This window comes from Chitinophaga sp. 01L420 (assembly GCF_056399985.1).
In genome coordinates this window covers 38,563-60,242 of sequence record NZ_JBFTSK010000049.1, presented here as the reverse complement: position 1 = coordinate 60,242, position 21,680 = coordinate 38,563, and the positions used below count along the sequence as shown (strand labels likewise).

Annotated in this window: 16 protein-coding genes; 7 read left to right on the top strand and 9 right to left on the bottom strand. The window is 44.4% G+C overall.

Features of this window, described 5'->3' with window-relative positions; all coding sequences use genetic code 11:
- Nucleotides 1–580: 580 nt before the first annotated feature.
- The 3 genes from truA to AC1DP6_RS30845 all read right to left on the bottom strand — a co-directional run bounded on the left by truA (nt 581) and on the right by AC1DP6_RS30845 (nt 3,551).
- Nucleotides 581–1,345: a tRNA pseudouridine(38-40) synthase TruA gene (gene truA, locus AC1DP6_RS30855; RefSeq protein WP_477058321.1), complete on the bottom strand. Its 765-nt coding sequence runs from the start codon at nt 1,343–1,345 to the stop codon at nt 581–583.
- Between the two features lie 132 nt (nt 1,346–1,477).
- Nucleotides 1,478–3,016: a DUF4476 domain-containing protein gene (locus AC1DP6_RS30850; protein WP_477058320.1), complete on the bottom strand. Its 1,539-nt coding sequence runs from the start codon at nt 3,014–3,016 to the stop codon at nt 1,478–1,480.
- Nucleotides 3,017–3,053: 37 nt separating this feature from the next.
- Complete coding sequence (locus AC1DP6_RS30845) at nt 3,054–3,551, bottom strand: biotin/lipoyl-containing protein (protein ID WP_477027132.1); 498 nt, start codon at nt 3,549–3,551, stop codon at nt 3,054–3,056.
- Nucleotides 3,552–3,685: 134 nt separating this feature from the next.
- On the opposite strand from AC1DP6_RS30845, the gene AC1DP6_RS30840 reads away from it, so the two are divergent.
- Nucleotides 3,686–6,235 (top strand): M1 family aminopeptidase, encoded by a 2,550-nt coding sequence (locus AC1DP6_RS30840; RefSeq protein WP_477058319.1) that lies wholly within the window; start codon nt 3,686–3,688, stop codon nt 6,233–6,235.
- Nucleotides 6,236–6,343: 108 nt separating this feature from the next.
- Here AC1DP6_RS30840 and AC1DP6_RS30835 read toward each other — a convergent pair whose 3' ends face one another.
- From AC1DP6_RS30835 to AC1DP6_RS30820, 4 genes are all read right to left on the bottom strand, one after another.
- The gene (locus AC1DP6_RS30835; RefSeq protein WP_477058318.1) at nt 6,344–7,264 is read right to left on the bottom strand and encodes a hypothetical protein; all 921 of its coding nucleotides are present in this window, start codon (nt 7,262–7,264) and stop codon (nt 6,344–6,346) included.
- A gap of 17 nt (nt 7,265–7,281) precedes the next feature.
- The gene (locus tag AC1DP6_RS30830) at nt 7,282–8,064 is read right to left on the bottom strand and encodes a TPM domain-containing protein (protein WP_477058317.1); all 783 of its coding nucleotides are present in this window, start codon (nt 8,062–8,064) and stop codon (nt 7,282–7,284) included.
- Nucleotides 8,065–8,100: 36 nt separating this feature from the next.
- Nucleotides 8,101–8,559: a TPM domain-containing protein gene (locus AC1DP6_RS30825; protein WP_441576579.1), complete on the bottom strand. Its 459-nt coding sequence runs from the start codon at nt 8,557–8,559 to the stop codon at nt 8,101–8,103.
- A gap of 119 nt (nt 8,560–8,678) precedes the next feature.
- Nucleotides 8,679–9,257, bottom strand: a complete 579-nt coding sequence (locus AC1DP6_RS30820; protein ID WP_134643531.1) for a LemA family protein — start codon at nt 9,255–9,257, stop codon at nt 8,679–8,681.
- Nucleotides 9,258–9,646: 389 nt separating this feature from the next.
- Here AC1DP6_RS30820 and AC1DP6_RS30815 point away from each other — a divergent pair, with 389 nt between their 5' ends.
- From AC1DP6_RS30815 to AC1DP6_RS30790, 6 genes are all read left to right on the top strand, one after another.
- Nucleotides 9,647–10,111, top strand: a complete 465-nt coding sequence (locus tag AC1DP6_RS30815) for a response regulator (protein WP_477058316.1) — start codon at nt 9,647–9,649, stop codon at nt 10,109–10,111.
- A gap of 166 nt (nt 10,112–10,277) precedes the next feature.
- Nucleotides 10,278–11,648, top strand: coding sequence for a dipeptidase (locus tag AC1DP6_RS30810; RefSeq protein WP_477058315.1), 1,371 nt, complete (start codon nt 10,278–10,280; stop codon nt 11,646–11,648).
- 72 nt (nt 11,649–11,720) lie between these two features.
- Nucleotides 11,721–12,119, top strand: a complete 399-nt coding sequence (locus AC1DP6_RS30805; protein WP_477058314.1) for an RNA-binding S4 domain-containing protein — start codon at nt 11,721–11,723, stop codon at nt 12,117–12,119.
- A gap of 418 nt (nt 12,120–12,537) precedes the next feature.
- Nucleotides 12,538–12,759, top strand: a complete 222-nt coding sequence (locus AC1DP6_RS30800; protein ID WP_477058313.1) for a helix-turn-helix domain-containing protein — start codon at nt 12,538–12,540, stop codon at nt 12,757–12,759.
- A 383-nt stretch (nt 12,760–13,142) separates the two neighbouring features.
- Nucleotides 13,143–14,366 carry a diaminopimelate decarboxylase gene (gene lysA, locus AC1DP6_RS30795; protein WP_441576573.1) on the top strand — a complete coding sequence of 408 codons (1,224 nt, stop codon included), beginning with the start codon at nt 13,143–13,145 and terminating at the stop codon, nt 14,364–14,366.
- 226 nt (nt 14,367–14,592) lie between these two features.
- Nucleotides 14,593–16,947: a GAF domain-containing protein gene (locus AC1DP6_RS30790; protein ID WP_477058312.1), complete on the top strand. Its 2,355-nt coding sequence runs from the start codon at nt 14,593–14,595 to the stop codon at nt 16,945–16,947.
- Nucleotides 16,948–17,029: 82 nt separating this feature from the next.
- On the opposite strand, the gene AC1DP6_RS30785 is transcribed toward AC1DP6_RS30790, so the two are convergent.
- On the bottom strand, nt 17,030–20,680 hold the full coding sequence (locus AC1DP6_RS30785; protein ID WP_477058311.1) for a BamA/TamA family outer membrane protein: 3,651 nt from the start codon (nt 20,678–20,680) through the stop codon (nt 17,030–17,032).
- Complete coding sequence (locus AC1DP6_RS30780; protein WP_477058310.1) at nt 20,677–21,528, bottom strand: hypothetical protein; 852 nt, start codon at nt 21,526–21,528, stop codon at nt 20,677–20,679. The genes AC1DP6_RS30785 and AC1DP6_RS30780 overlap by 4 nt, the downstream gene beginning before the upstream one ends.
- Between the last annotated feature and the right edge of the window lie 152 nt (nt 21,529–21,680).

Genomic DNA, 21,680 nt, shown 5'->3' with positions numbered 1-21,680 from the left:
TGAGCCAGGATCAAACTCTCCATTGTAAAGAAGTTTTGATACTGACTAATTTCTCTCGAAATCAATCGGTGATCTTATTAATTATGTTTAGCTGTACATTACCTGTTTGAACCTAAGCATCACTACTTAGATTCGTGCTGTTGTTTCCATTCTTTCAAAGAACTTATCGATCACTGCTGATCGTTTGTTGATGTGTGAGATCCGATCTCTGTGGCGCTGAAGCCGTACATCTTATTTCAATTTTCTTCGCAACTTTCGCTCTCCGTTTGTTGCCCCGTTGTTGTTGGGGTTGCAAAGGTAATAAACTTTTCATTTCTACCAAATCTTTTTCAAGATTTTTTAAAATTTTATTTTTTCATTGTCACTGATCGCAGAAGCGCTGCCACCAGGTATTAGCGGCTATACAGCAACTAGAAAAAATGAGTAGAAATGCAGTGTCGTGAAGAGCTTTTGTGTGCGTGCTTTCTATCAAAGCGGAGCGCAAAGGTAGGCGGATTTTTTACACTTCCAACTTTTTTGCAGGACTATTTTATAAAAATCTCTGTAACCCTTTATAACAAAGGGTTACAGAGATCAAAAATTATTGGCGATCAAAGCTTATTGGCTGCAAAAGTCCTTCCGGATATCTCACTTTCATCAAAAACAAGCCCTGCGGAGGTACGGCAAAGTCAGCATTTGTACAATCCATACTCTCTATTGCTGCCCTGAACTGATCCATAGAAAGCTTACCCCGCCCCACTCTCAGCATAGTACCCACCAACCCACGCACCATTCCCCGCAGGAAACGGTTGGCTGTAACGTTATAGACTATACGCTCTCCATCAACTGTCCAGTAAGATTCCTCGATCTTACATATATATGTCTTCACTTGTGTATTACGCTTAGAGAATGTAGTGAAGTCACTATAACCTTTAATCACTTCCGCTGCTTCCTGCAATGCAGCGATATCCATCTTATAAGGAAAGAAGTATCCCCGGTCCTTCAGAAATGGATCTTTACGCGTATATAAGGTATACTCGTAAGAGCGGCCCAGGGCAGCGAAGCGGCTATTGGCATCCGGAGGCACATTATATATACCTCTCAGCACCACATCATCCGGCAGGATGGCGTTGATCTTATATAAGAACTGCGGGTGCAGTGGCAATGCGGTATCAAAGTGAAGGAAGTTCTGTTGGGCATTTACACCAGCATCCGTTCTGCTGGAACCTGTGCTGACAATGGTATCTCTCAGTAACATACTCAATGCCCTGTCTATTTCCGCCTGCACGGTATGTGCATTTTCCTGCACCTGGAACCCGCTGTACTGCGCTCCCTTATATCCCACTTCTATAAAATACCTGTTCATATAGGGGCGAAAATAAAGAATTACGAATTAGGAATTACGAATTACGGATTTGCAGGTAGATAGCGAATGATAATCAACATCGCTTATATCTACCTGCAAATCCGTAATTCGTAATTCCTAATTCGTAATTCTTTATTTATGCAGCATCGCTTTGAACCTGCCCCTGTAGTAATCATCGATTAACAGGGTTTCCAGGGAGCCATACTTCTCTGTATCATATGTTTTAGAATAACCGGCATCCAGTAAGCGATAACGGGTATCATCTGCTGTCAGCAACTGCACCAGGGTTTTCATCTGTGCCGTTTCCAGGCAGTAGTTACGCGTTTGTTTACGGAACACATCTATCATACCATCATCGCTTCGGGCAGCTAYAAATTTGCGTAACATCTTACGGAAAGTAGCTTCATCCATGATATTCGTACAATCCGAATTGACCAAACGGGCATCAGTTGTCTTCTTTTTTGCTACCGGCGCATCGGGTACTACCTCAGCAGCTATTGGTGCTCCTACAGGCGCGCCCGCCGCATCCACTGTTGCTTCTTCTTCACTGTGTTTCTTTTTCTTCTTACTCTTTACCGGCTCTTCATCTGTTACCGGGCGGGTAGCCGCCACGCCGTAACCACTGGAGTCCGTGATGATATTAGCCGGATGTTCTGTATCATCAAAAAGTTTACTGCGTTTTTTCTTTTTGCGGACAGGTGCTTCTTCTGTAGTGGTTACTGGTACTTCTACCACTACTGGTGGAGCGGCCACCGTTTCTACGGGAGCACCCGTAGCTGCCGGCTGAGATTTATCATCCTGGAACTCAATAAAATCGGGATCCCCTTCTTTGGCCTTATGTTTCTTTTGCTTCTTTGTTGGTTCTTCAGCCGGAGCTGCTTTGGCTACTTCTTCTGCTGCAGCCTCGCTGGCGGCTGTTTTACCTTCTTCTGCCAGCACATCATTAAGAATTGCCTTCTCCTCATCGGTGAGCGGCTCTCTTTCGTTTTTATGTTTTTTACCCTTTGGCTTCTTTACCTCTCCTTCAACGGCTACCGGCGCATCTGCGGGTGCAGCAACTGGCTTCACTTCCGGCGCCGGCTCATTCCTGTCATCGCCGGTTACTACCACTTTATCCAATGCGGAAGAAAACGGATTCGCTGACTTGGCAGACGTTGTTGACTTAGCGGGGCCTGTTACAATGGCTTTATCAGCAAAAGTTGTTTCGAGGTCCTTCTGCAGGTTCTCCATCATTTCCTTTTTAGCCGTATCCAGCACTGGCACCAATGTATCAGCCACCACAAGTGTTTCGGCAGCTGCTACTGCGGGCGTGCCTGCATCTGACTTCATTTCCCGGAAAGTTTGCAGATTATATAAAGAATAACCCGCTTCCCCGGATTGCTTCAACAGGAAGCCCTGATCATTCTTGGCTATTTTCAGATAAAACTGCGCTTCGTGCGATTCATCCTTCGGAAAACCAACGGTGATAGGCACCGTACCGTTGTCCAGTTTGGGCAAAATGATATAACCCCGCTCTGTGGAACTCAGCACTTTGCCATTATGCTTTACATAAAATGGTTGCCCTTTCTCGCTCTGAATATATACGTAATGATGCTGTTCCTGCGCCCAAAGACGGCCGCAGAGTAACAGGCATGCCCAAACGAATATTACTGTCCTGTATTTGAGATGCATACTATAAATTGGTATAAAAACTATTCCTGTGCAAATATTATTCCAGCACGATCAGCACTTCACCTTTTTCAACGGCAGTGCGCTCTGCGACTTTAATTTCTTTAACGATGGCATCTGAAGAAGCTTTAAACACATTCTCCATCTTCATGGCTTCCAGGATCAGCACCGGATCGCCCTTGTGAATAGCCTGCCCGGGGGTTACCAGCACCTTCAGTACCAGTCCCGGCATAGGCGCCTTGATATCATTCACCTTCTTCGTCATGGCATCTTTAATCCCCATAGACGCCAGCAACTGGTCAATAGGTTCTTCTATAGCCACTTCAAACTGTTGCTGATTTACCTGTAATACGACTGTTTTGGTATCCCTGTCGATCCGCAAAACCTGCGCCTGGTAGCTATTTCCATCCATTATGATGCTATAATCACCGGTAGGCAATTTTGCGGCTGACCAATCTACTTCCTGGTTATCGCAGGTAAGCTTTGTGTCTGTATTCACGGCAAATGTAGATTTGCCATTCACTATTGCTTTGATCATAATACTGTTTTACTGGCCTATAAGCGTAACAAAAATAGCATTTTTAACCACTTACCTCATATTTGGCCCATTTGTTTAAATTTGACTCTTTTTAATATCGCAAGCCGATACATTTGTTTAAAACTGCCTTTTACATGAATCAACATCTGAAGCAATCCCTGATGGGAATGCTGATCGGAGGAATAGCCGGACTGGGAATGAGCACTTCCCTGATGGCCCAATCTGATAAAGCTGCCCAGGAAGACCCCGCATTAAAGATTTACCGTGCCGCTGCCACTAAAGTAAATGATCTGGTACATACCAAGCTGGACGTACGTTTCGATTATGCGAAAAGGTACCTTTACGGCAAAGCATGGATTACCCTGAAACCCCATTTCTATGCCACCGACTCCCTTACACTGGATGCAAAAGGCATGGATATTAAAGAAGTATCCCTGGTAAAAGCCGGCAAAAATAACCCACTGAAATACAGCTACGACAGCCTGCAGCTGCATATTGCACTGGACAAAAGCTACAAGCCATCTGAGTCTTATATTATTTATATCAGTTATACCGCCAGGCCTGATGAGCTGAAAGCGAAAGGCAGCGCCGCTATCTCTGATGCCAAAGGATTATATTTTATCAATCCTGATGGAAAAGATCCCAACAAACCTACCCAGATCTGGACACAGGGCGAAACAGAAAGTTCTTCCGCCTGGTTTCCTACTATCGATAAAACCAACCAGAAATGCACCGAGGAAATCAGCATGACGGTGGAAAAGAAATACGTAACCCTCTCCAATGGTAAGCTGGTAAGCCAGAAGAACAACGCTGACGGCACCCGTACAGATACCTGGAAGATGGATCTCCCCCACTCTCCCTACCTTTTCATGATGGCCGTAGGTGACTATGCCATTGTAAAAGATACCTGGCACGGTAAAGAAGTAAGTTATTATGTAGAAAAGGCATACGAGAAATATGCGAGGAATATTTTCGGCAACACACCGGAAATGCTCACCTTCTACTCTAACATATTAGGCTACGAATACCCATGGGTGAAGTATTCCCAGATCTCCGGCCGTGACTATGTTTCCGGCGCAATGGAAAATACCACCGCCACACTTCATGGTGAATTTATACAGAAAACAGATCGTGAACTCCTCGATAACAATAATTATAACGAAGGCGTAATTGCCCACGAACTGTTCCACCACTGGTTTGGCGACCTTGCCACCGCTGAGTCCTGGAGCAACCTTACCGTGAATGAATCTTTTGCAGACTACAGCGAATACCTGTGGCTGGAACATAAATATGGTAAAGACGCGGCAGATGAACATAGCCAGGAAGCTGCACAGTCTTATATGTCGATGGTACAATACTCCGGCGACAAAGACCTGGTACGCTTTCACTATCACGATAGAGAAGATATGTTTGACCAGATCACCTATCAGAAAGGTGGCCGCGTGTTGAACATGTTGCGTAATGCAGTAGGTGATTCTGCCTTCTTCAAATCCCTGAACCTCTACCTGAAAACAAATGCCTTCAAGGCTACAGAAGCACACCAACTGCGTCTCGCGTTCGAAGAAGTAACTGGTCGTGATATGAACTGGTTCTTTAATGAATGGTATTTCGGTAAAGGCTTCCCACAGCTGGATATCAGCTATAAGTACAATGACGCCGCTAAAACAGTGACCGTTATTTTACAGCAGATACAGAAAGAAGCTAAAGTATGGCAGATCCCTATGGCCATTGATGTATACACAGGTGGTAAAGCCGAAAGACATCAGATCTTCATGGAAAACCGGGTGGATTCATTTACTTTCTCTTATACTACCCGTCCTGATCTGGTGAACGTAGATGCAGATAAAGTAGTATTAGCCAAGATAGATGATCACCGTGCTTTCAGCACCTACGCTTATCAGTACGCACATGCTCCTAACTATATGGACCGCCGCATTGCCATCGATGAGGCAACAGACGCGCAAGCCACTAACCCGGAAGCAGTGAAACTGTTACAGTTGGCGTTGAAAGATAAATACCATGGCTTAAGGACTTACACCATTGGCAAACTGAACATGGCTAACAACGCTGTAAAATCCGCTGCCCTCCCCGTTTTGCTGGAATTGGCCAAACAGGATCCAAGTTCATTGGTACGCGCAGCCGCCTTACAACAACTGGGTGAACTGAAAGATGCACAGTATAGCCCGCTGTTTGAAAACGCTACAAAAGACAAGTCTTATGGCGTGGAAGCAGCTGGCCTGGAAGGCTTAGCCTCCCTGGATCTGGATAAAGCTTATACGATTGCCAAACAAATGGAAGGCGATACTAAAGGCAAGCTGGTAAATGCGATCGCAGGTGTATATGCCCGCAAAGGCAACGCTGCTGATGTTGGTTTTGTGGCTACCAAGTTTGATGAAACCAGCGGTCAGGACAAGCTCAATGCAGCTTTCGACTACCTTGGCTTCTTATCAAAAGTGAACAACACGACGGCGGTAACGAAAGGTGTGGATCAGGTGAAAGCGATGACCGCACAGTTCAACAACTCACAGGTAAGCACTTATATCAGTAACTGGATGCAGGAAATCAGCAAGAGTAAATCCCAGGAAGCAACGGGTGTTTCCGGCACTAACAGGGATGAACTGCTGAAACAGTCAGACTATCTGCGTAAAGCTGCTGAAGAAATAAGAAAATCCATTAAAGAGTAGTCAGCGGATTTTTTCTTTTTCGGAAGATATAAAAGGCAAAGAGGAAACAGCAGTGGCAATATCCACTTCGGTTTCCTCTTTATCTTTTAGTACATATCATGAAAAGTGTCAGATGGCCACTTCAACTAAAGCGCTGATAGCAGGATTCCATCGCCAGGTGGTATCAGCGAGTTTTACTCCTCCCAGCCAGCGATGTTCCAGGGAAACATAGTCCAGGTAATTTTCTTCTTCTTCCAATATTTCCCTACCAAGGCTGGTAATTTTAAGTATCTGTTCATGCTCCTCAATCACACCGGCATTTACCATACGATGGATGAGGATGTCCAGTTGAAAATTGCTGAAACCATATATTTCCAGTTCGTTCCAGAAAAGCATATAGAGATCATACCAGCGATAGCTGCCCAGCGCCAGTCGTAGCAGGAAATAGTTTTCAATAGTACTGAGTCCGGTATTTACATCCGGGAATCTTTTAAGGTGAGCAGTGATCGCTGCCGGCAGGGATGTTAGATTTCCGGCAGATAGTTTACTGATAGTTTCCAGCACCTGTGGCGTGCGAAGGCACCATGCATCCCATACATCCTCCGCCCATATCAGGTCATCGGGTTGCAGGCGAACGCGCTGTTCAAATATTTTTGGTAAGTCTTCTGGCTGCGCGTGATGTGGCAGGTCAATGATACTAATGGGGGGAAGTGTGGGAAGTTGACTGGTGATGTAGTGCAGGATAAACAACATATTTATCTGGCAAAACRGGTCGTATTCAAACCAGAGGACGATTTCATCAGCAGAGGAGCCGGAGAGATCTAACTTCTCCAGCTCCTGTACTACATTGGTATAATAAGTTTGTCGGTCTATTCCATATTGGAATTCGAGGTGTTTGGCGCGACTTTCAAAGAATTCAGTAAGGTCTTTGGTATACTTTACTTTTCCTTCGCACATCATTTCTCTACATACTACAATTTCTCCCGGCACCTCACTTTGCCGGAACAAGGTAAGGGTAGCATCTCCATTTAACACATGCACGTATGACATAAAATAGTTTTCATCTGTTACCAGCTGCCGCTGGCGCCGCCGCCACCGCCGGATCCTCCTCCGAAGCCGCCGAAGCCGCCCCCTCCGGAACCACCACCGCCTGACCAGCCGCTTCCACCACCGCTGCCAAAGCCACCCATACCGCCTAATACCGGCCATATCCAACCGCCACGTCTGTTGTAGGTAGTTCCACCACCTCCTCCTCCGCCACCACCGCGGCTAATGAGAGAAGCGATAATCACTATCACCATTATAATAAGAAAAATAGCGCCGGGACTAATGCCTGGCTTACTTTTCCGTGGGTCGGCCCTGTACTCACCTGCTGCGGCTTTTATCACCGCATCCACTGCACCATCTAGTCCTTCGTAATAATGTCCTTCGCGGAAGTCGGGTTTAATAATGTTGTTGATGATATCGTTGGCAATGGCGTCAGGTACTACCCCTTCCATACCATAACCCGTTTCTATCCTCAACTTTCTATCTTCTAGAGAAACAAGAATTAGTATCCCATTGTTCTTGCCTTTTGTGCCGATCCCCCAATCACGTAATATTTTTAACGATACCTGGCTGATATCGTAGTCGCCGATTGATTTCAGTGTAACGACAGCTATCTGGGTGGAAGTAGAATCGTAGTAAGCCCGCACTTTTTGTTCCAGCGCATCATCTTCATTCTTCAACAATACACCGGCAAAGTCATTTACTAAAGTTGGAGGATTAGGCCGGGGCGGTATGTTCTGTGCTTTTGCCAGCAAGCCCGCCATCATTAATAATCCCGGTAAAAACCAGCGTAGTATCCTCATTGTTTCTAAGCTAAAATCGTTTAAAAAGAGTGGCCTTTATTTGCCGAAGACGATATCATCCGGTAGTTCATTCACATCGCTGCCGGCTTCGTGCGGAAAGAAAGTGCGGAGTGAGGCACCTATTTCCTCAATGCATGCTTCTATGCCTTCGATAATACGATTGTCCTGAAAGTGATTGATCAGCATTCCGGCTTCTTTCACCCAGAAGTCATCGCCTACTTTCTCATGTATGCCCTGGTCGCCCAGGATGGCAAACTGCCGGTCTTTAATGGCCACATATACCAAAACGCCATTACGCAATTTCGTTTTGCCCATTTCCAGCGACGCGAATGCTTCTTTAGCTCTGTCCATGGGGTTTACATAAGTGCAATGACTTTCAACAAACAACCTGATTTCTCCGGAAGTAAGCCGCTCAGCTACCCGGATAGCCTGCACTAACCTGTTCTTCTCCGTTTCTGAAAAAATCTCTTTTCGTTTAAAAGGAAAAATGCGCATGCTCTATCTATTTTTTTAATTCCCGGTTTTCTGGTGCCGGGAAAGGATCGCAGAAAAAGTTGCCTTTCCCTGTGATCCCATCTCCACAACAAAAAACCGGAAATACTATTTTGGGTTGTTTAGAATTTTACCTGTGGCGCATTTTCAGCACCTGCAGTTGCTTCGAAATAACCTTTTGCTTTGAAGCCTGTGATGCCGGCAATGATATTATTAGGGAACGTACGTACGGAGCTGTTATAACCATTCACTGCTTCGTTGAAGTCGTTTCTGGCTACGTTGATCCTGTTCTCAGTACCTTCCAGTTGTGCCTGCAGGTTCTGGAAATTGGCATTTGCTTTCAGGTCCGGATAGTTCTCAGACACGGCGAGTAAACGGCCCAATGCCTGGCTTAACTGACCTTGTGCTGCCTGGTATTGCTGAATTTTTTCAGGGCTCAGGTCATTCACATCTACCTTGATCTGAGTAGCGCTGGCACGTGCCTGGATTACTTTTTCAAGGGTTTCGGTTTCGAAGTTAGCCGCACCTTTCACGGTGGCAACCAGGTTAGGAATCAGGTCAGCGCGGCGTTGATAGCTACTCTGTACCACACCCCATTTATTTTTCACGTTTTCATCTTTAGTCACAAGTCCGTTGTATTTGCCACAACCAAACATGACTAATAATACGAGTACTACAATTGCAATAATTCCTGTTTTCATCTGAATTAAAATTTAAGTTTTAAGTGCCGACAATAGTGCAAAACCTATTCCTGTTTTGAGGCTTGCCGGCGTAAGTGTTGTTTTCACCGGTGAACGCTATAAAAAAAGCGGTAAACGCACGCTTTTCATAACTACACGAAAATATGGAAACTAAGCCACTAAATAGCTATTGGATAAGGAAACGGCATTTTTTTAAAAAAGTTCATTCATCCTTGAAATATTCATCATAAAACAGTATGTTTATATGTACCTTTGCTACGTATAAAACGTTGAACGTTTTACTATATGATTTAAGGTGAATGGGGCAGAATGGATAACAAAATCGATATCGAAGGTTTCATTGTTTCTAACTCATTTATTATCAATAACTTGGAACTAAGTCTGCTTAAATGAGTGCACAACACATCCATATACTCTATATTGATGATGAAATACACAACCTGAATGCCTTTAAGGCTTCGTTCAGAAGGCTGTACAATGTTGTTACGGCCACCTCTGCAGAAGAAGCGGAAAAGCTCCTGGCAGAACAGGAATTTCATATCATTATCTCGGATCAGCGTATGCCCAAAACAACCGGGATAGAGTTTTTCGAATCAATACTGGAAAGATACCCCGAGCCGATACGCATGCTGCTGACAGGTTATGCCGACATCAACGCTGTAGTAGACGCCATTAACAAAGGACAGGTATACAAGTATTTCTCCAAACCCTGGAACGAGGAAGAGCTGCGGCATAATATTGAAAAAGCGTATGAAGTATATGCGCTCCGCAAGGAAAATAAAGAACTGACCGCCAAACTGTTGGATGTAAACCAGAAGCTGGAATTCCTGGTAAGACAGAAGTTGATTTCCTGATCATTTATAGGTGAACAATGTATTGCGTATGTTCCTTACAGGAATATTCCATCTTTTATGTGCCTGCCTTTATACATGGCCGTTCATCAAAATCCCATCGTCTGCAATTTCTGAATGTTGATTTTCCTTTAACTTGCACCACATTGTGAACTTAATTTCCTGAATCATGCAAGTTTGGAAAGATTACCAGGCAGAGAATAAAGATCGTTTCCTGGATGAATTACTGGCGCTGTTACGCATTCCTTCTGTGAGTGCGGATTCCCGTCATAATGGAGATACCCAACAATGTGCAGAAGCTGTAAAACTGCGACTGCAGGAAGCTGGCGCCGACAAAGTAGAAGTGTGTCAGACTGCCGGTCACCCGATTGTATACGGAGAAAAGATTATAGACCCATCCTTACCAACTGTATTGGTATACGGCCACTACGATGTACAACCCGCAGATCCGCTGGAACTGTGGCATAGTGGTCCATTTGAACCGGTTATCAAAGACGGTAACATATATGCCCGTGGCAGCGCAGACGACAAAGGCCAGTTTTACATGCACGTAAAGGCTTTTGAAACGATGAACAAAACCAACACCATCCCCTGCAATATCAAGTTTATGATTGAAGGAGAAGAAGAAGTTGGTTCCGCCAACCTGGGCATCTTCCTGAAAGAAAATAAAGAACGCCTGAAAGCAGACGTGGTATTAATTTCAGATACGTCTATGATCAGCCTGGAAAACCCTTCCATAGATACCGGCCTGCGTGGCCTGGCTTATATGGAAGTAGAAGTAACCGGTCCTAACCGCGACCTGCACAGTGGTGTATATGGTGGCGCTGTGGCTAACCCGGCTACCATCCTCGCTAAAATGATTGCTTCCCTGCACGATGAGAACAACCACATCACCATCCCTGGCTTCTACGACAAAGTACAGGAACTGAGTGCAGCAGAAAGAGAAGCGCTGAACGCTGCTCCATTTGATGAAGAGGAATACAAAGCAGATCTTGGCGTAGCAGACGTTTGGGGCGAAAAAGGTTATAGCACCATCGAAAGAACCGGCATACGTCCTACCCTGGAAGTAAACGGTATCTGGGGCGGCTACACCGGCGAAGGCTCTAAAACAGTATTACCATCCAAAGCATTTGCCAAGATATCCATGCGCCTCGTTCCTAACCAGGACTGGCACGAAATATCTGACCTGTTCACCAAACACTTTGAAGCCATTGCGCCAAAGAGCGTGAAAGTGAAAGTCACCAAGCACCATGGCGGCAGCCCTTATGTAACACCGATCGACTCTGTTGCATTCAAGGCAGCTCACCAGGCCATCCTTACTACTTTTGGTAAAGATCCTATTCCTGTTCGCGGCGGTGGTAGCATTCCTATCGTAGCCCTGTTTGAAAAGGAACTGGGACTGAAAACAGTACTGATGGGCTTTGGTCTGGATAGCGACAACCTCCACTCTCCTAACGAGAAATATGGTTTAGCTAACTATTACAAAGGCATTGAAACCATTCCTTATTTCCACAAGTTCTTTGCGGAAATGAGCAAATAATGATACAGCCTTTAGCTATTAGCTTTTAGCAGTCAGACTAAAAGCTAATAGCTAAAGACTAAAAGCTTTACTATGAGTAACAACGAAAAAGTACGCGTAGATAAATATCTCTGGTCTATCCGGGTGTTTAAAACCCGTAGCCAGGCTTCAGATGCCTGTGACGGCGGTAAAGTAAAGATGAACGGCAACTCCGTGAAAGCCGCTAAACCAGTATCTATAGGCGATAAATTTGAAATCAGAACAGAAGGCCGCAAATGGATGCTCGAAGTAACCGGCCTGCTCTCCAACAGACAAGCCTATAGCGAAGCCATTAAATATTATATAGATACTACCCCGGAAGAAGACAAATTAGCCCCTGCTTTCGTGGCATCCGTATTCCAGACAGGTAAGCGTCAAAGTAAAATTGGCCGCCCTACCAAGAAAGACCGCAGAAATATAGAAGGCTTTATGGAAGGAGATGAAGAAGAATAATTGTTAACAAGATATTTTATAAAAAGGTTCCTCTTTGTACTTCAGAGGCACCTTTTGTTTTTTAGAACCGGTCTTTTAAATCCTGTTGTACCTCCCAGGCCAGGTCTTTTATCTTTTCCATTTCAGCGATGCTCAAAGCTTTGTTGCTCCCTGCTTCACGCACTTTTTTGTAAAAGGTACTTTCACTCCAGCCGCATTCCTGGCAAACTTTTTTCGCGGAATTTAATGGCGCTGCCGGCAAAGCCTTCAAAGAGTGAGCGGAGATGGTTGTGTGTGGAGGATTTGGTTGTTTGCATGGTGTATATGGTTATGGTTAATCATAATTTCAACGTGAGTCAAAGATAAGTATATTTTACTGATTAAGGGGGAATACCCCCTCTGTTTTTCTATTCATTTTGTTCATATTCGGTTTGAGAATATGGATATCAATAAACAAGAAAAATTGGAAAGTTTTGGTCGAAAAGTCCGCGCATTTCGCGAAGCAAAAGGATGGAGTCAGCGAGATATGGCTGCAAACTGTAATATTGATTCCGCAGATATAGGCCGAATTGAACGAGGCCAGGTAGATATCAGATATACTACCATTCTTCAGTTAGCCGAAGTGCTGGAAGTGTCTCCTTGTAAGTTAATTGATTGTTAGACCAGGTGTAACCTCTCCTTAAAATTCATGGTAACCAATAAAGATTCGCTTTGTCTCAAAGCGCTGGGACATAGTGCGGTGAAAGAGTAGTGAAAGAGTAGTAACAGGGTAGTAAAAGAGTAATGTAACAGTAGTAAGAATGCCGTGGAACAGTAATAGAAGTATAATGGGAATGTAATAGATAGACGAGTCCTAAGTACCGGAGAAGTATGCGAGAAGTATACGAGAAGTAATAACTGCACCATCCCCCTGTCCCTATTGAATGGAAAATCCCAACAAAACCAGCTACTTACCCCTCTATTACCGGGTATTCGCCTTTTTTCTACAATTTCTCACTTTTGCGTAGTAATTTTGCCAACTCATTCTTAAACTAAGGATTTTCAATGCCTAAACAAAGCGACGTACTTACTGCCGATTTCCTGGTGAAAGTAGCAGAAGAATTTGGTACCCCGGTATATATATACCATGCAGAAAAGATTAAAACTCAGTACGAAAAGCTGCAAAAGGCCTTTCATAAGTCGGACACCCGCTTTTTCTACGCCTGTAAGGCATTGACCAATATCAACATCCTTAAGTACATCAATTCTATTGGCTGCGGACTGGATACTGTATCCATCCAGGAAGTACAATTGGGCCTGAAAGCCGGATTTGATCCTAAGAATATCATCTTTACCCCTAACTGTGTGGATTTGCAGGAAATCATTGCTGCCAAAGACCTGGGGGTAATCATCAATATAGACAACCTCTCCATCCTGGAGCAGTTTGGTAACAAGTTCGGTGGCAGCTATCCTATCTGCATCCGTCTGAACCCGCATATCATGGCTGGTGGTAACTTTAAAATCTCCACCGGGCATATCGATAGTAAGTTTGGTATTTCCATCCACCAGATGCGTCATATCGAACGTATTATCAATTCTACCAAATTGAAAGTAACCGGCCTGCACATGCATACCGGCTCTGAAATCAAGGATGTAGATGTGTTTCTGCGTGGTGTAGAGGTGATGTTTGAAATGGTGCAGCATTTCCCTGACCTGGAGTCTATTGACCTGGGAAGTGGCTTTAAGGTAGCTTACCAGCAGGGCGACCCGGAAACGGATATCGATCTGCTCGGTAAAAAACTGAGCGAGGCTTTCAACAACTTCGCTAAATCATATGTACGTCCGCTGCAGCTGTGGTTTGAACCAGGAAAGTTCCTGGTAAGCCAGAGCGGCTACTTTGTAGTAAAGGCGAATGTGATCAAACAAACGACTGCCAATGTATTTGTAGGTGTAAACTCAGGATTCAACCACCTGATCAGACCTATGTTTTACGAGGCATTCCACTTAATACGTAATATTTCCAATCCAAAAGGTACGGAACGCATCTATACCGTAGTAGGTAATATCTGTGAAACAGACACCTTTGGATGGGACAGGAAAATAAATGAGGTAAGAGAAGGTGACTACCTGGTGTTTTATAACGCCGGCGCCTATGGCTTTGAAATGTCTTCTAACTTTAACTCCCGCCTGAAACCAGCGGAAGTACTGGTAAAAGATGGTAAGCCACACCTGATCCGTAAACGTGATACGATAGACGATCTGCTTAGAAACCAGATTGAATTACAATAATTTGCAGCCTGGGGAATGCAGGTATTTGATTTTCAGGGAGATACTCCTGCTAACAATCACCTGCATTTCCCAATGCTGTCAATCATACAATATTTCCCCTACCTTTACGTCTACATTTAGTACCCCCCACTGTAATCCTGCACACTGATTTTACTGTAAATTGTAATAAGATATTTATTACTGGCACACCAAAAACGATGGCCTTTGGTTATAATTATACGTAGATATGAAAGTTTTAACTGCACACCCAGGTATATTTAACGATGATAAAGTAATTGAGTCTAACATATCATTCGTTCCCTTCCTGAACTATTTAAAGGAGAAGGTGAAGAATGCCGAAGAAGTTCGCTCCTCCTTCTATAAACTGATCATTGACAAGTTTGAAAGCAACCCGGAAGTACTGCAACCTATCCCCCCGGATAGTGATCTCAGTAAATATAAAGACTACCTGGATCTGTTGATATCCGCCATTTTCCCGGTTACCACAGATTCCACTAAAGATATTTATGGCATTGGCGTACCCTTTAAATTCGCCATCTTCTACTATTCCGATCTCTTTAAACAACTCTTTACACAAAATGGCCAGGAGCTGAGTACCGTTCCGGATGGTGTTTCCCTGACCCAGGTAAAGAAAGATAAGATGACCTGGCTCTATAAACTGATCCTGGAAAAAGTGTATCATTTTCCCATGACCTATAAAAACGAAATAATCCATACCGTGGAAACACCGGATGGAGGCAAGCGTTATGTGAAAGTGAACATAGACCCCCGGTTTGTAGATGTAAAAGTAAATGGAGATCTTCCCCCATTGGATTATGGACAGTTTTGCTCCAAACAGGTCACGGAAGAATCACTCCAGCAACTACTGCCTACCAGCATGTTTTCCCTGGAAGGCTTTGTGATATGGACGGTGAAAGATGTAACTCAATCAGAAACCCTCAATAATATCAAAAGCCTGGTGATGAATATGCGCACCAGCAACGAGGTGGAAAGCTACCGCACCCTGGAAAAAATGATCCCTACTATATTAGGTATTCCAGACGTTACCGCCCACCTGGTTCCCTTCCCTAAAGTGAATGGAAAGAATGTACTGGAAGAACAGTTTTCCAATACAGACCCCATTCTGGGCATAGGCAACAAAAAACAACAACAGCATTTCTTTTCGGCATTACTGGAGCACCTGGAGCTGCATCCTATTCCATTGATCATTCCGGATGTAAATGAAACGACCATTGCGCCGCATACATTTCTCAAATATTTGCCGATAAAGAATATCAAAAGCTTCCTGGTATTCCCCATCACACATAAAAAGGAGATACTGGGTGTGCTGGAACTGGCATCCTCCACTCCTAACCGGTTATCTGCAGATCCTTTATGGAAATTTCAGAATACCTATCCCCTGCTGGTGTTGATGCTGAACCGCAGTATGAACATACTGGAGAGCCGACTGAATGAAGTAATCAAAGATCAGTTCACTGCTTTACAACCTTCCGTAGAATGGAAGTTTGTGGACGCAGCCTGGGATTACCTGCTCACACCGCCAGAAGAAAGAAAAGATATTGAAAGCATTAGCTTCGATGAGGTATATCCACTCTACGGCGCGGTGGATATCCGTAACTCCTCCGTACAGCAAGGCAATGCCATCCGGGAAGATTTACAGGAACAACTGGAGCTGATCCGCGATACCCTCGCCACCATCGAACAAACCATACATCTTCCTTTGCTGGAAGAACTTCAGTTCAAAACAAATGACCTGCTCAACAATCTCAGTAATAGCTTGCAGGCAGGTGAAGATCTGAAAGTGAATGAATTCATGGACAACGAAATACAACCAGTGCTGGAACATCTGTGTGATGATAATGAATCGCTGAAACCATTACTGGCAAGCTATTTCGCCAAAATGGATAAATCAGAAGGACATGTATATCATCACCGGAGAGAATATGAAGAAAGCTTGTCTAAGATTAACGCAGCGATCAGTCAATACCTGGAGAAAGAGCGTCAATACATACAACACTCTTTCCCTTGCTATTTTGAGAAATACCGTACCGATGGCGTAGAGTACACCATTTACATTGGTCAGTCTATTGCACAGGAAAAGAAATTCGATCAACTGTACCTGCGTAACCTTCGTTTGTGGCAGCTTTCGTCTATGGCGCACATCGCAAGACTTACCAATAAACTGGGCCCTAAACTGAAGGTACCGCTGCAAACCACGCAGATGATCCTGATGCACAGCGCACCTATCACCATCAGCTTCCGTAGCGATGAACGCCGGTTTGATGTGGAAGGCGCTTACAACGTACGTTATGAGATCATCAAAAAACGTATCGATAAAGTACATATAAAAGACACCGGCGAAAGATTAACTCAACCCGGTACCATTGCTATGGTATACTCTTATGTAAGAGAAATGGAAGAACTGAAGAAATATATCACCTTCCTCCAGAGCAAAAAAATATTGCTACCTGAAATTGAAATGCTTGACCTGGAAGAATTACAGGGCGTAAGCGGATTGAAGGCGCTCCGGGTGAAAGTAAATATGGAAGAAGTGGAAGCTACTCCCAAAAACGTTGACTAACATTATAAGCTAAAAGTAAAAGCCCCATCTGATAAATGATCAGATGGGGCTTTTACTTTTAGCTATATACTACAAATGCACATCAGAATTTAAATCCAAATGTTACATATGGTACGGTTTCTTCCTTGGAATGCCCTACCACAGCAGTAATGATGAGTGCATTGATAGGTGCTATAAAAACACCACCACCATATCCATCATGCCATACATGTGAGGTTTCATTTTCTCTCCATACACGGCCTACATCATTAAAGGCAATCAATCCTACACCCGCAGGCAATATGTATGTTTTCAGGTCAAATAATTTTACCCGTATTTCTGTATTGTTATATACGCTGGCATCACCTGCAAAACGGAAGTTGCGATATCCGCGCAAATTCTGTACACCGCCTACCGTGAGTGCCTGGAAGTATTCATAGTTACCCCATAATTTACCACCACCAAACCTGCTTACAATAACAAAGTTAGCAGGGATGCGGAAGCTCATATACAGGCTCAGATCAGATTGCAGCTGCGTAGTACTGTGACTGTTGCTATTCAATCCAAAATTACCTGCATAGGTAGTCGTCCACAAAATACCACGGGTAGGAATGATTTTGTTATTACGGGTATCTATGGTAGCCACTATTTTACCACCGGCGTATGATTTATTACTGTAGATGCCGGCAGAGTCGAGTCCATTGTCTTTAAAGTTGGTGATGAAACGGTTATCGTTCTCCTCTTTATTAAAGGCATAGTTATTAAAAGTAGGGCCGTATGCCACGTACATATGATTGCCGAATGATGTTTTCAGCAATGCTTCTGCCGTATAGAAATTGAATCTGGCCCGGTAGTAGGAAATGGTTTTATTGGTCTTGTCAAATACCGTCTCGTTACCATAGCCAAAAAAGTTGATGGTATTGTTCGGCGCTTTCGCTCTGGCGAAGAGTAACAGATCCGTTTTTCCGATCACGTCTGTCAGTTCTCCTTCATAGCGAAAGTTCCAGGCGCGTGTAGCCAAAGCGTGTGTAGCGGTGAACAGGTGCTTCGCTGAAAAAGGCTCCCTTCTGAAAGCATGGCGGGTAACAGATAAGCCCAGACCTAATAAAAGACCGTCGTCCCTGTTATAGCCACCAGCCAGTAAAGGCATTGTTTTTTCGTACTGGAAAGCACTTCTGTTGTACTTAATATTAGCCGGATCATTAGACAGGCGGCGCTGTTCATTGCGGGAAAGTGCAAATGTATCATTGCCGGTGCGCTGATCGTATATGCGTATCCGTTTCCCTGCTTTTACAGTAGTGCTGTCAATGTAGGTATCCGCCTCTTTACCGCCAATGAGTCGTATACGTATAGGCGTGGCGTGGTCTCCTTTTATTTCAAAACGGTCATTGCCGCCCATGCCATATACATTCAACTCTTTGGTGACTGCCGGGTCAAAAGTGCGGGAATAGATATTCTGCTGTATAGCGCCCTTCTTACTGATCTTAAATATATTCAGCGCCACATTTCCACCAGACTGCTTTTCAACGGTGATCAGCTCATTTTTTTCTGTAGCCGGTACATCCACTCCTTTAGCAAGGAAACGATAATACTTCAACATATTTTTCTCCAGAATATCGCGGCGAACAGACAACCGATGTATCATCATAGGACCTACTAACGCGCGGATAGTATCCGGAAAAGCGTTTACTGCAGCCTGTATCACGCTGTCAGTCATCTTCTTCAGAAATTTATCTGTTTGCTTTTTCCAGTCCTTTTCTTCCAGTTCATTCAGGAAGGAGCGATCAAAAAAGCGGGAACTAAAGTTAAAGCCGTTCACGTCAGGGATGTTATCCCGGAAGCCCTGCACTCCTGGAAGCAGCCATGGGCGCGCAGCAGCACGCGGTATTATTCCTCCGTTAATAAAAAATGCCTGATCACGGTCGCGGGGTACCGGATAGTAATAATCTTCTCCCTTATGTGATTCCTTATACCAGCGCCACTGATCATCGTGACGGTCAAAGTCCATGATATAGGTATCCAGTATGCGGGCACGCAGTACCGATTTCTGGTCTACATGCACATCATTATCACCCCATATTTTTGCCAGCACCTTTTGGGTGTTATAGGTTTTATCATTTTTGCCGGTAACGGGTTCTCTTTCTTCAAAGAGATATACTTCATTCCCAAAAGCATTGGCAAATGAGCCCAGTGCGGTATCAGCGGGCAGGTATACAAAAGTGGGATTAGTATGTGGTACACCGGCTGCTTCGGCCAGCACGCTCACCGCGAGCGGAGCATATGGATTGGCGGCTGATATCTGATCCTGCACTACATCCCGGGCAATGGTTTCCCGCAGCAATTCAGGGAGCGCGGCCAGCGGAAATTTCTTCAGGGAGCGCATGGCGTATTCTGTGCCGGTGCTATCTTCCAGCCGAAGAGAATGTGTTTGTTTACCACCGCCGCGTTGCAGGATCTTTAAGCCTCCTTTGGCGGTTTTCAGGTCTAATACCGGGAAGTTCAAAGGCGTTGCCCATACTTTCCGGTAATTTTCTCCCAATAAAAATTTATGAAAACTACCTACCTTATTATACTGTGTATCGGCGGCCATTGCTATAAATGGAGGTAATTGTGCCGGCGTAGTATAGGTCATCGCCTGCTGTTGAATATCCTGCAAGCGGAAAAGATTATTGCTGTAAACCGGTGTAGCTCCGCTGTCTGCGAAATAATACTGTACCCGCACCGTACCATCCGACATTAATTCCACAGCACTGAAACCGTTGGCCGTAGAGGCAAACAAAGACTTCGATCCTTTCTTAACCCGGTTATGTTTTGCCCCGCTGCCGCTGACAACATAGCTGTTTTGCTTATCCTTTATGAGCTGCAGCGTATGATCATGCCCCGATACAAATACTACCGGACCATGTGGTTTAAATGCTTCCTCTACCCCTTTGATCATCTGCTGGTATTTGGGATTGGGAATATCTTCCGGGGTACCAAATACGCCACGTGCAATAGGATAGATAGAACCTATTACCGGCAAAGGCACATACAGGGCGGGATTCAGATCTGTTAACGGGAAAATGTGTTGCTTGATGGTATAATATCCTCCGTGAATACCGTAACTGCGGAACGGGTGATGCGTAGCAAAAATGATCAGCTTATTACGATTCAGGGCTACTATTTCAGATAGTTTGGTGAGTACTTCATCATTGTCTTTACAATCGCAGGAAGACTCTATCCCTGGCTTTTGATAGGGAAACACCCACCATTCACTGTCCATGATGATGAGGGTGATCTTATCTGAGATCTTCACTTCTATGGGACCAGGACAACCTTCTTTGGGTTCAAACTGTACATTATCCAGGTGTTGTGAATCTACATACTGTTGCTGGTTGCGGATAATATCCCAGCCATCGGGCTTGCTTTTATCCCAGTCGTGATTACCCGGAATGATATATCCCTGAGCTTTGGTACCGCGTACCAGGTTAATCTGGTAGTCGAGAATTTCTTTGGCGATGGGAAACTTGGGGCTGCTGGAGTCAGGTACCCCTCTCGGGTATACGTTGTCGCCCAGGAATAAAATGGTATTTCTATTATCCTGCAGATCGAATGTTTTACGAACGGCATCCACTACGGCATTTTGTCCGTTGCTGTGCAGCTCTCCTGCATCGCCGATGAGAATAATACGTTTTACTACATCGGGTGTTTGGGTATATCCGGTATGGTAACCGAACATGAATAAGGCAATAAAGATGATGGCTGATCTGATCATTTGGACTTGTAAGTGAATTTAAGAATACTGGCGGTACCGTCATATCCGCCTTCATTAGAAATAAACATATCCCCGTTAGGTGCAAAAGCAATTCCCTCCGGCTGTAGGAATAAACGATGTTTCAGGTTATAGGCTTCCTGTACATGGCCCTGCAGGTCGCAAATTACCAACAGGCCGTTAACGGATGCCACGATATACAGTCTTTTTTCAATTGGGTGAATGGCGGCGGCAGAAGGTTTGAAGAAACGCATATCTGAGCCCACCAGCTTGGCAATTTCCCGGTTATCGAAACGGTAAATGGCAGTGGTATCAAATGTTTTGGAGGCCAGGTCAAACCGGTAGGCGCTGGTAAATCCCACCTTTTTATCGTCTTCGCAGTTCTTACAGATCATCACGATACTGTTTTTAACAGAGTCATAATAGGTGGTTTCGAATTCCTTTTTACCCTGCTTTGGCAGTTTGTAATGGTCAGCAGAAATGCTGTCGGTAAACAGGCCATGTACGTGGAAGAGAGAACCGCTGCTTTTGAGCACAAACCAGCCGCTGTCGGTATGACAAATATCTTCATAGTCCCCGTCTTTGGCGAATTTATAATATGGGTACGGCTTTGTTGCCGCCACATCTACATCATAAATTCTACCTTCCTCATCGTTGATAGCTATTATCCTATGCTCATCGGGAAACAGCTCTATACCTGAAATTTCCTGCATAGACTCCCGCAGGCGATAGCGTACCGGCTCCTTTAGATCATAGCCAGCCGGAGAAGCATAGACTTTTTGTTCCCTGTCGCTGAAACCATTGCATGACAGTAAGAAAAGGAGAAAGATTAACCCGATCCGGACATCCATAGTGTAACTTTATAGCATAAATTTAACTCAAAAATGCAGTAACTTAGGTTACAATTGCGATTTGTATACGCGAAATAGCGAACATACCGTTATATGCACAACAAAAAGCGAGAAGCATACAACATATTTCGCCGTTCCTTATCTTAATTTTC

Coding starts and splice junctions, on each gene's coding strand:
- truA (WP_477058321.1), bottom strand. CDS start 1,345: ATGAACAGGTATTTTATAGAAGTGGGATATAAGGGAGCGCAGTACAGC.
- AC1DP6_RS30845 (WP_477027132.1), bottom strand. CDS start 3,551: ATGATCAAAGCAATAGTGAATGGCAAATCTACATTTGCCGTGAATACA.
- AC1DP6_RS30840 (WP_477058319.1), top strand. CDS start 3,686: ATGAATCAACATCTGAAGCAATCCCTGATGGGAATGCTGATCGGAGGA.
- AC1DP6_RS30830 (WP_477058317.1), bottom strand. CDS start 8,064: ATGAGGATACTACGCTGGTTTTTACCGGGATTATTAATGATGGCGGGC.
- AC1DP6_RS30825 (WP_441576579.1), bottom strand. CDS start 8,559: ATGCGCATTTTTCCTTTTAAACGAAAAGAGATTTTTTCAGAAACGGAG.
- AC1DP6_RS30820 (WP_134643531.1), bottom strand. CDS start 9,257: ATGAAAACAGGAATTATTGCAATTGTAGTACTCGTATTATTAGTCATG.
- AC1DP6_RS30815 (WP_477058316.1), top strand. CDS start 9,647: ATGAGTGCACAACACATCCATATACTCTATATTGATGATGAAATACAC.
- AC1DP6_RS30810 (WP_477058315.1), top strand. CDS start 10,278: ATGCAAGTTTGGAAAGATTACCAGGCAGAGAATAAAGATCGTTTCCTG.
- AC1DP6_RS30805 (WP_477058314.1), top strand. CDS start 11,721: ATGAGTAACAACGAAAAAGTACGCGTAGATAAATATCTCTGGTCTATC.
- AC1DP6_RS30800 (WP_477058313.1), top strand. CDS start 12,538: ATGGATATCAATAAACAAGAAAAATTGGAAAGTTTTGGTCGAAAAGTC.
- lysA (WP_441576573.1), top strand. CDS start 13,143: ATGCCTAAACAAAGCGACGTACTTACTGCCGATTTCCTGGTGAAAGTA.
- AC1DP6_RS30790 (WP_477058312.1), top strand. CDS start 14,593: ATGAAAGTTTTAACTGCACACCCAGGTATATTTAACGATGATAAAGTA.
- AC1DP6_RS30785 (WP_477058311.1), bottom strand. CDS start 20,680: ATGATCAGATCAGCCATCATCTTTATTGCCTTATTCATGTTCGGTTAC.
- AC1DP6_RS30780 (WP_477058310.1), bottom strand. CDS start 21,528: ATGGATGTCCGGATCGGGTTAATCTTTCTCCTTTTCTTACTGTCATGC.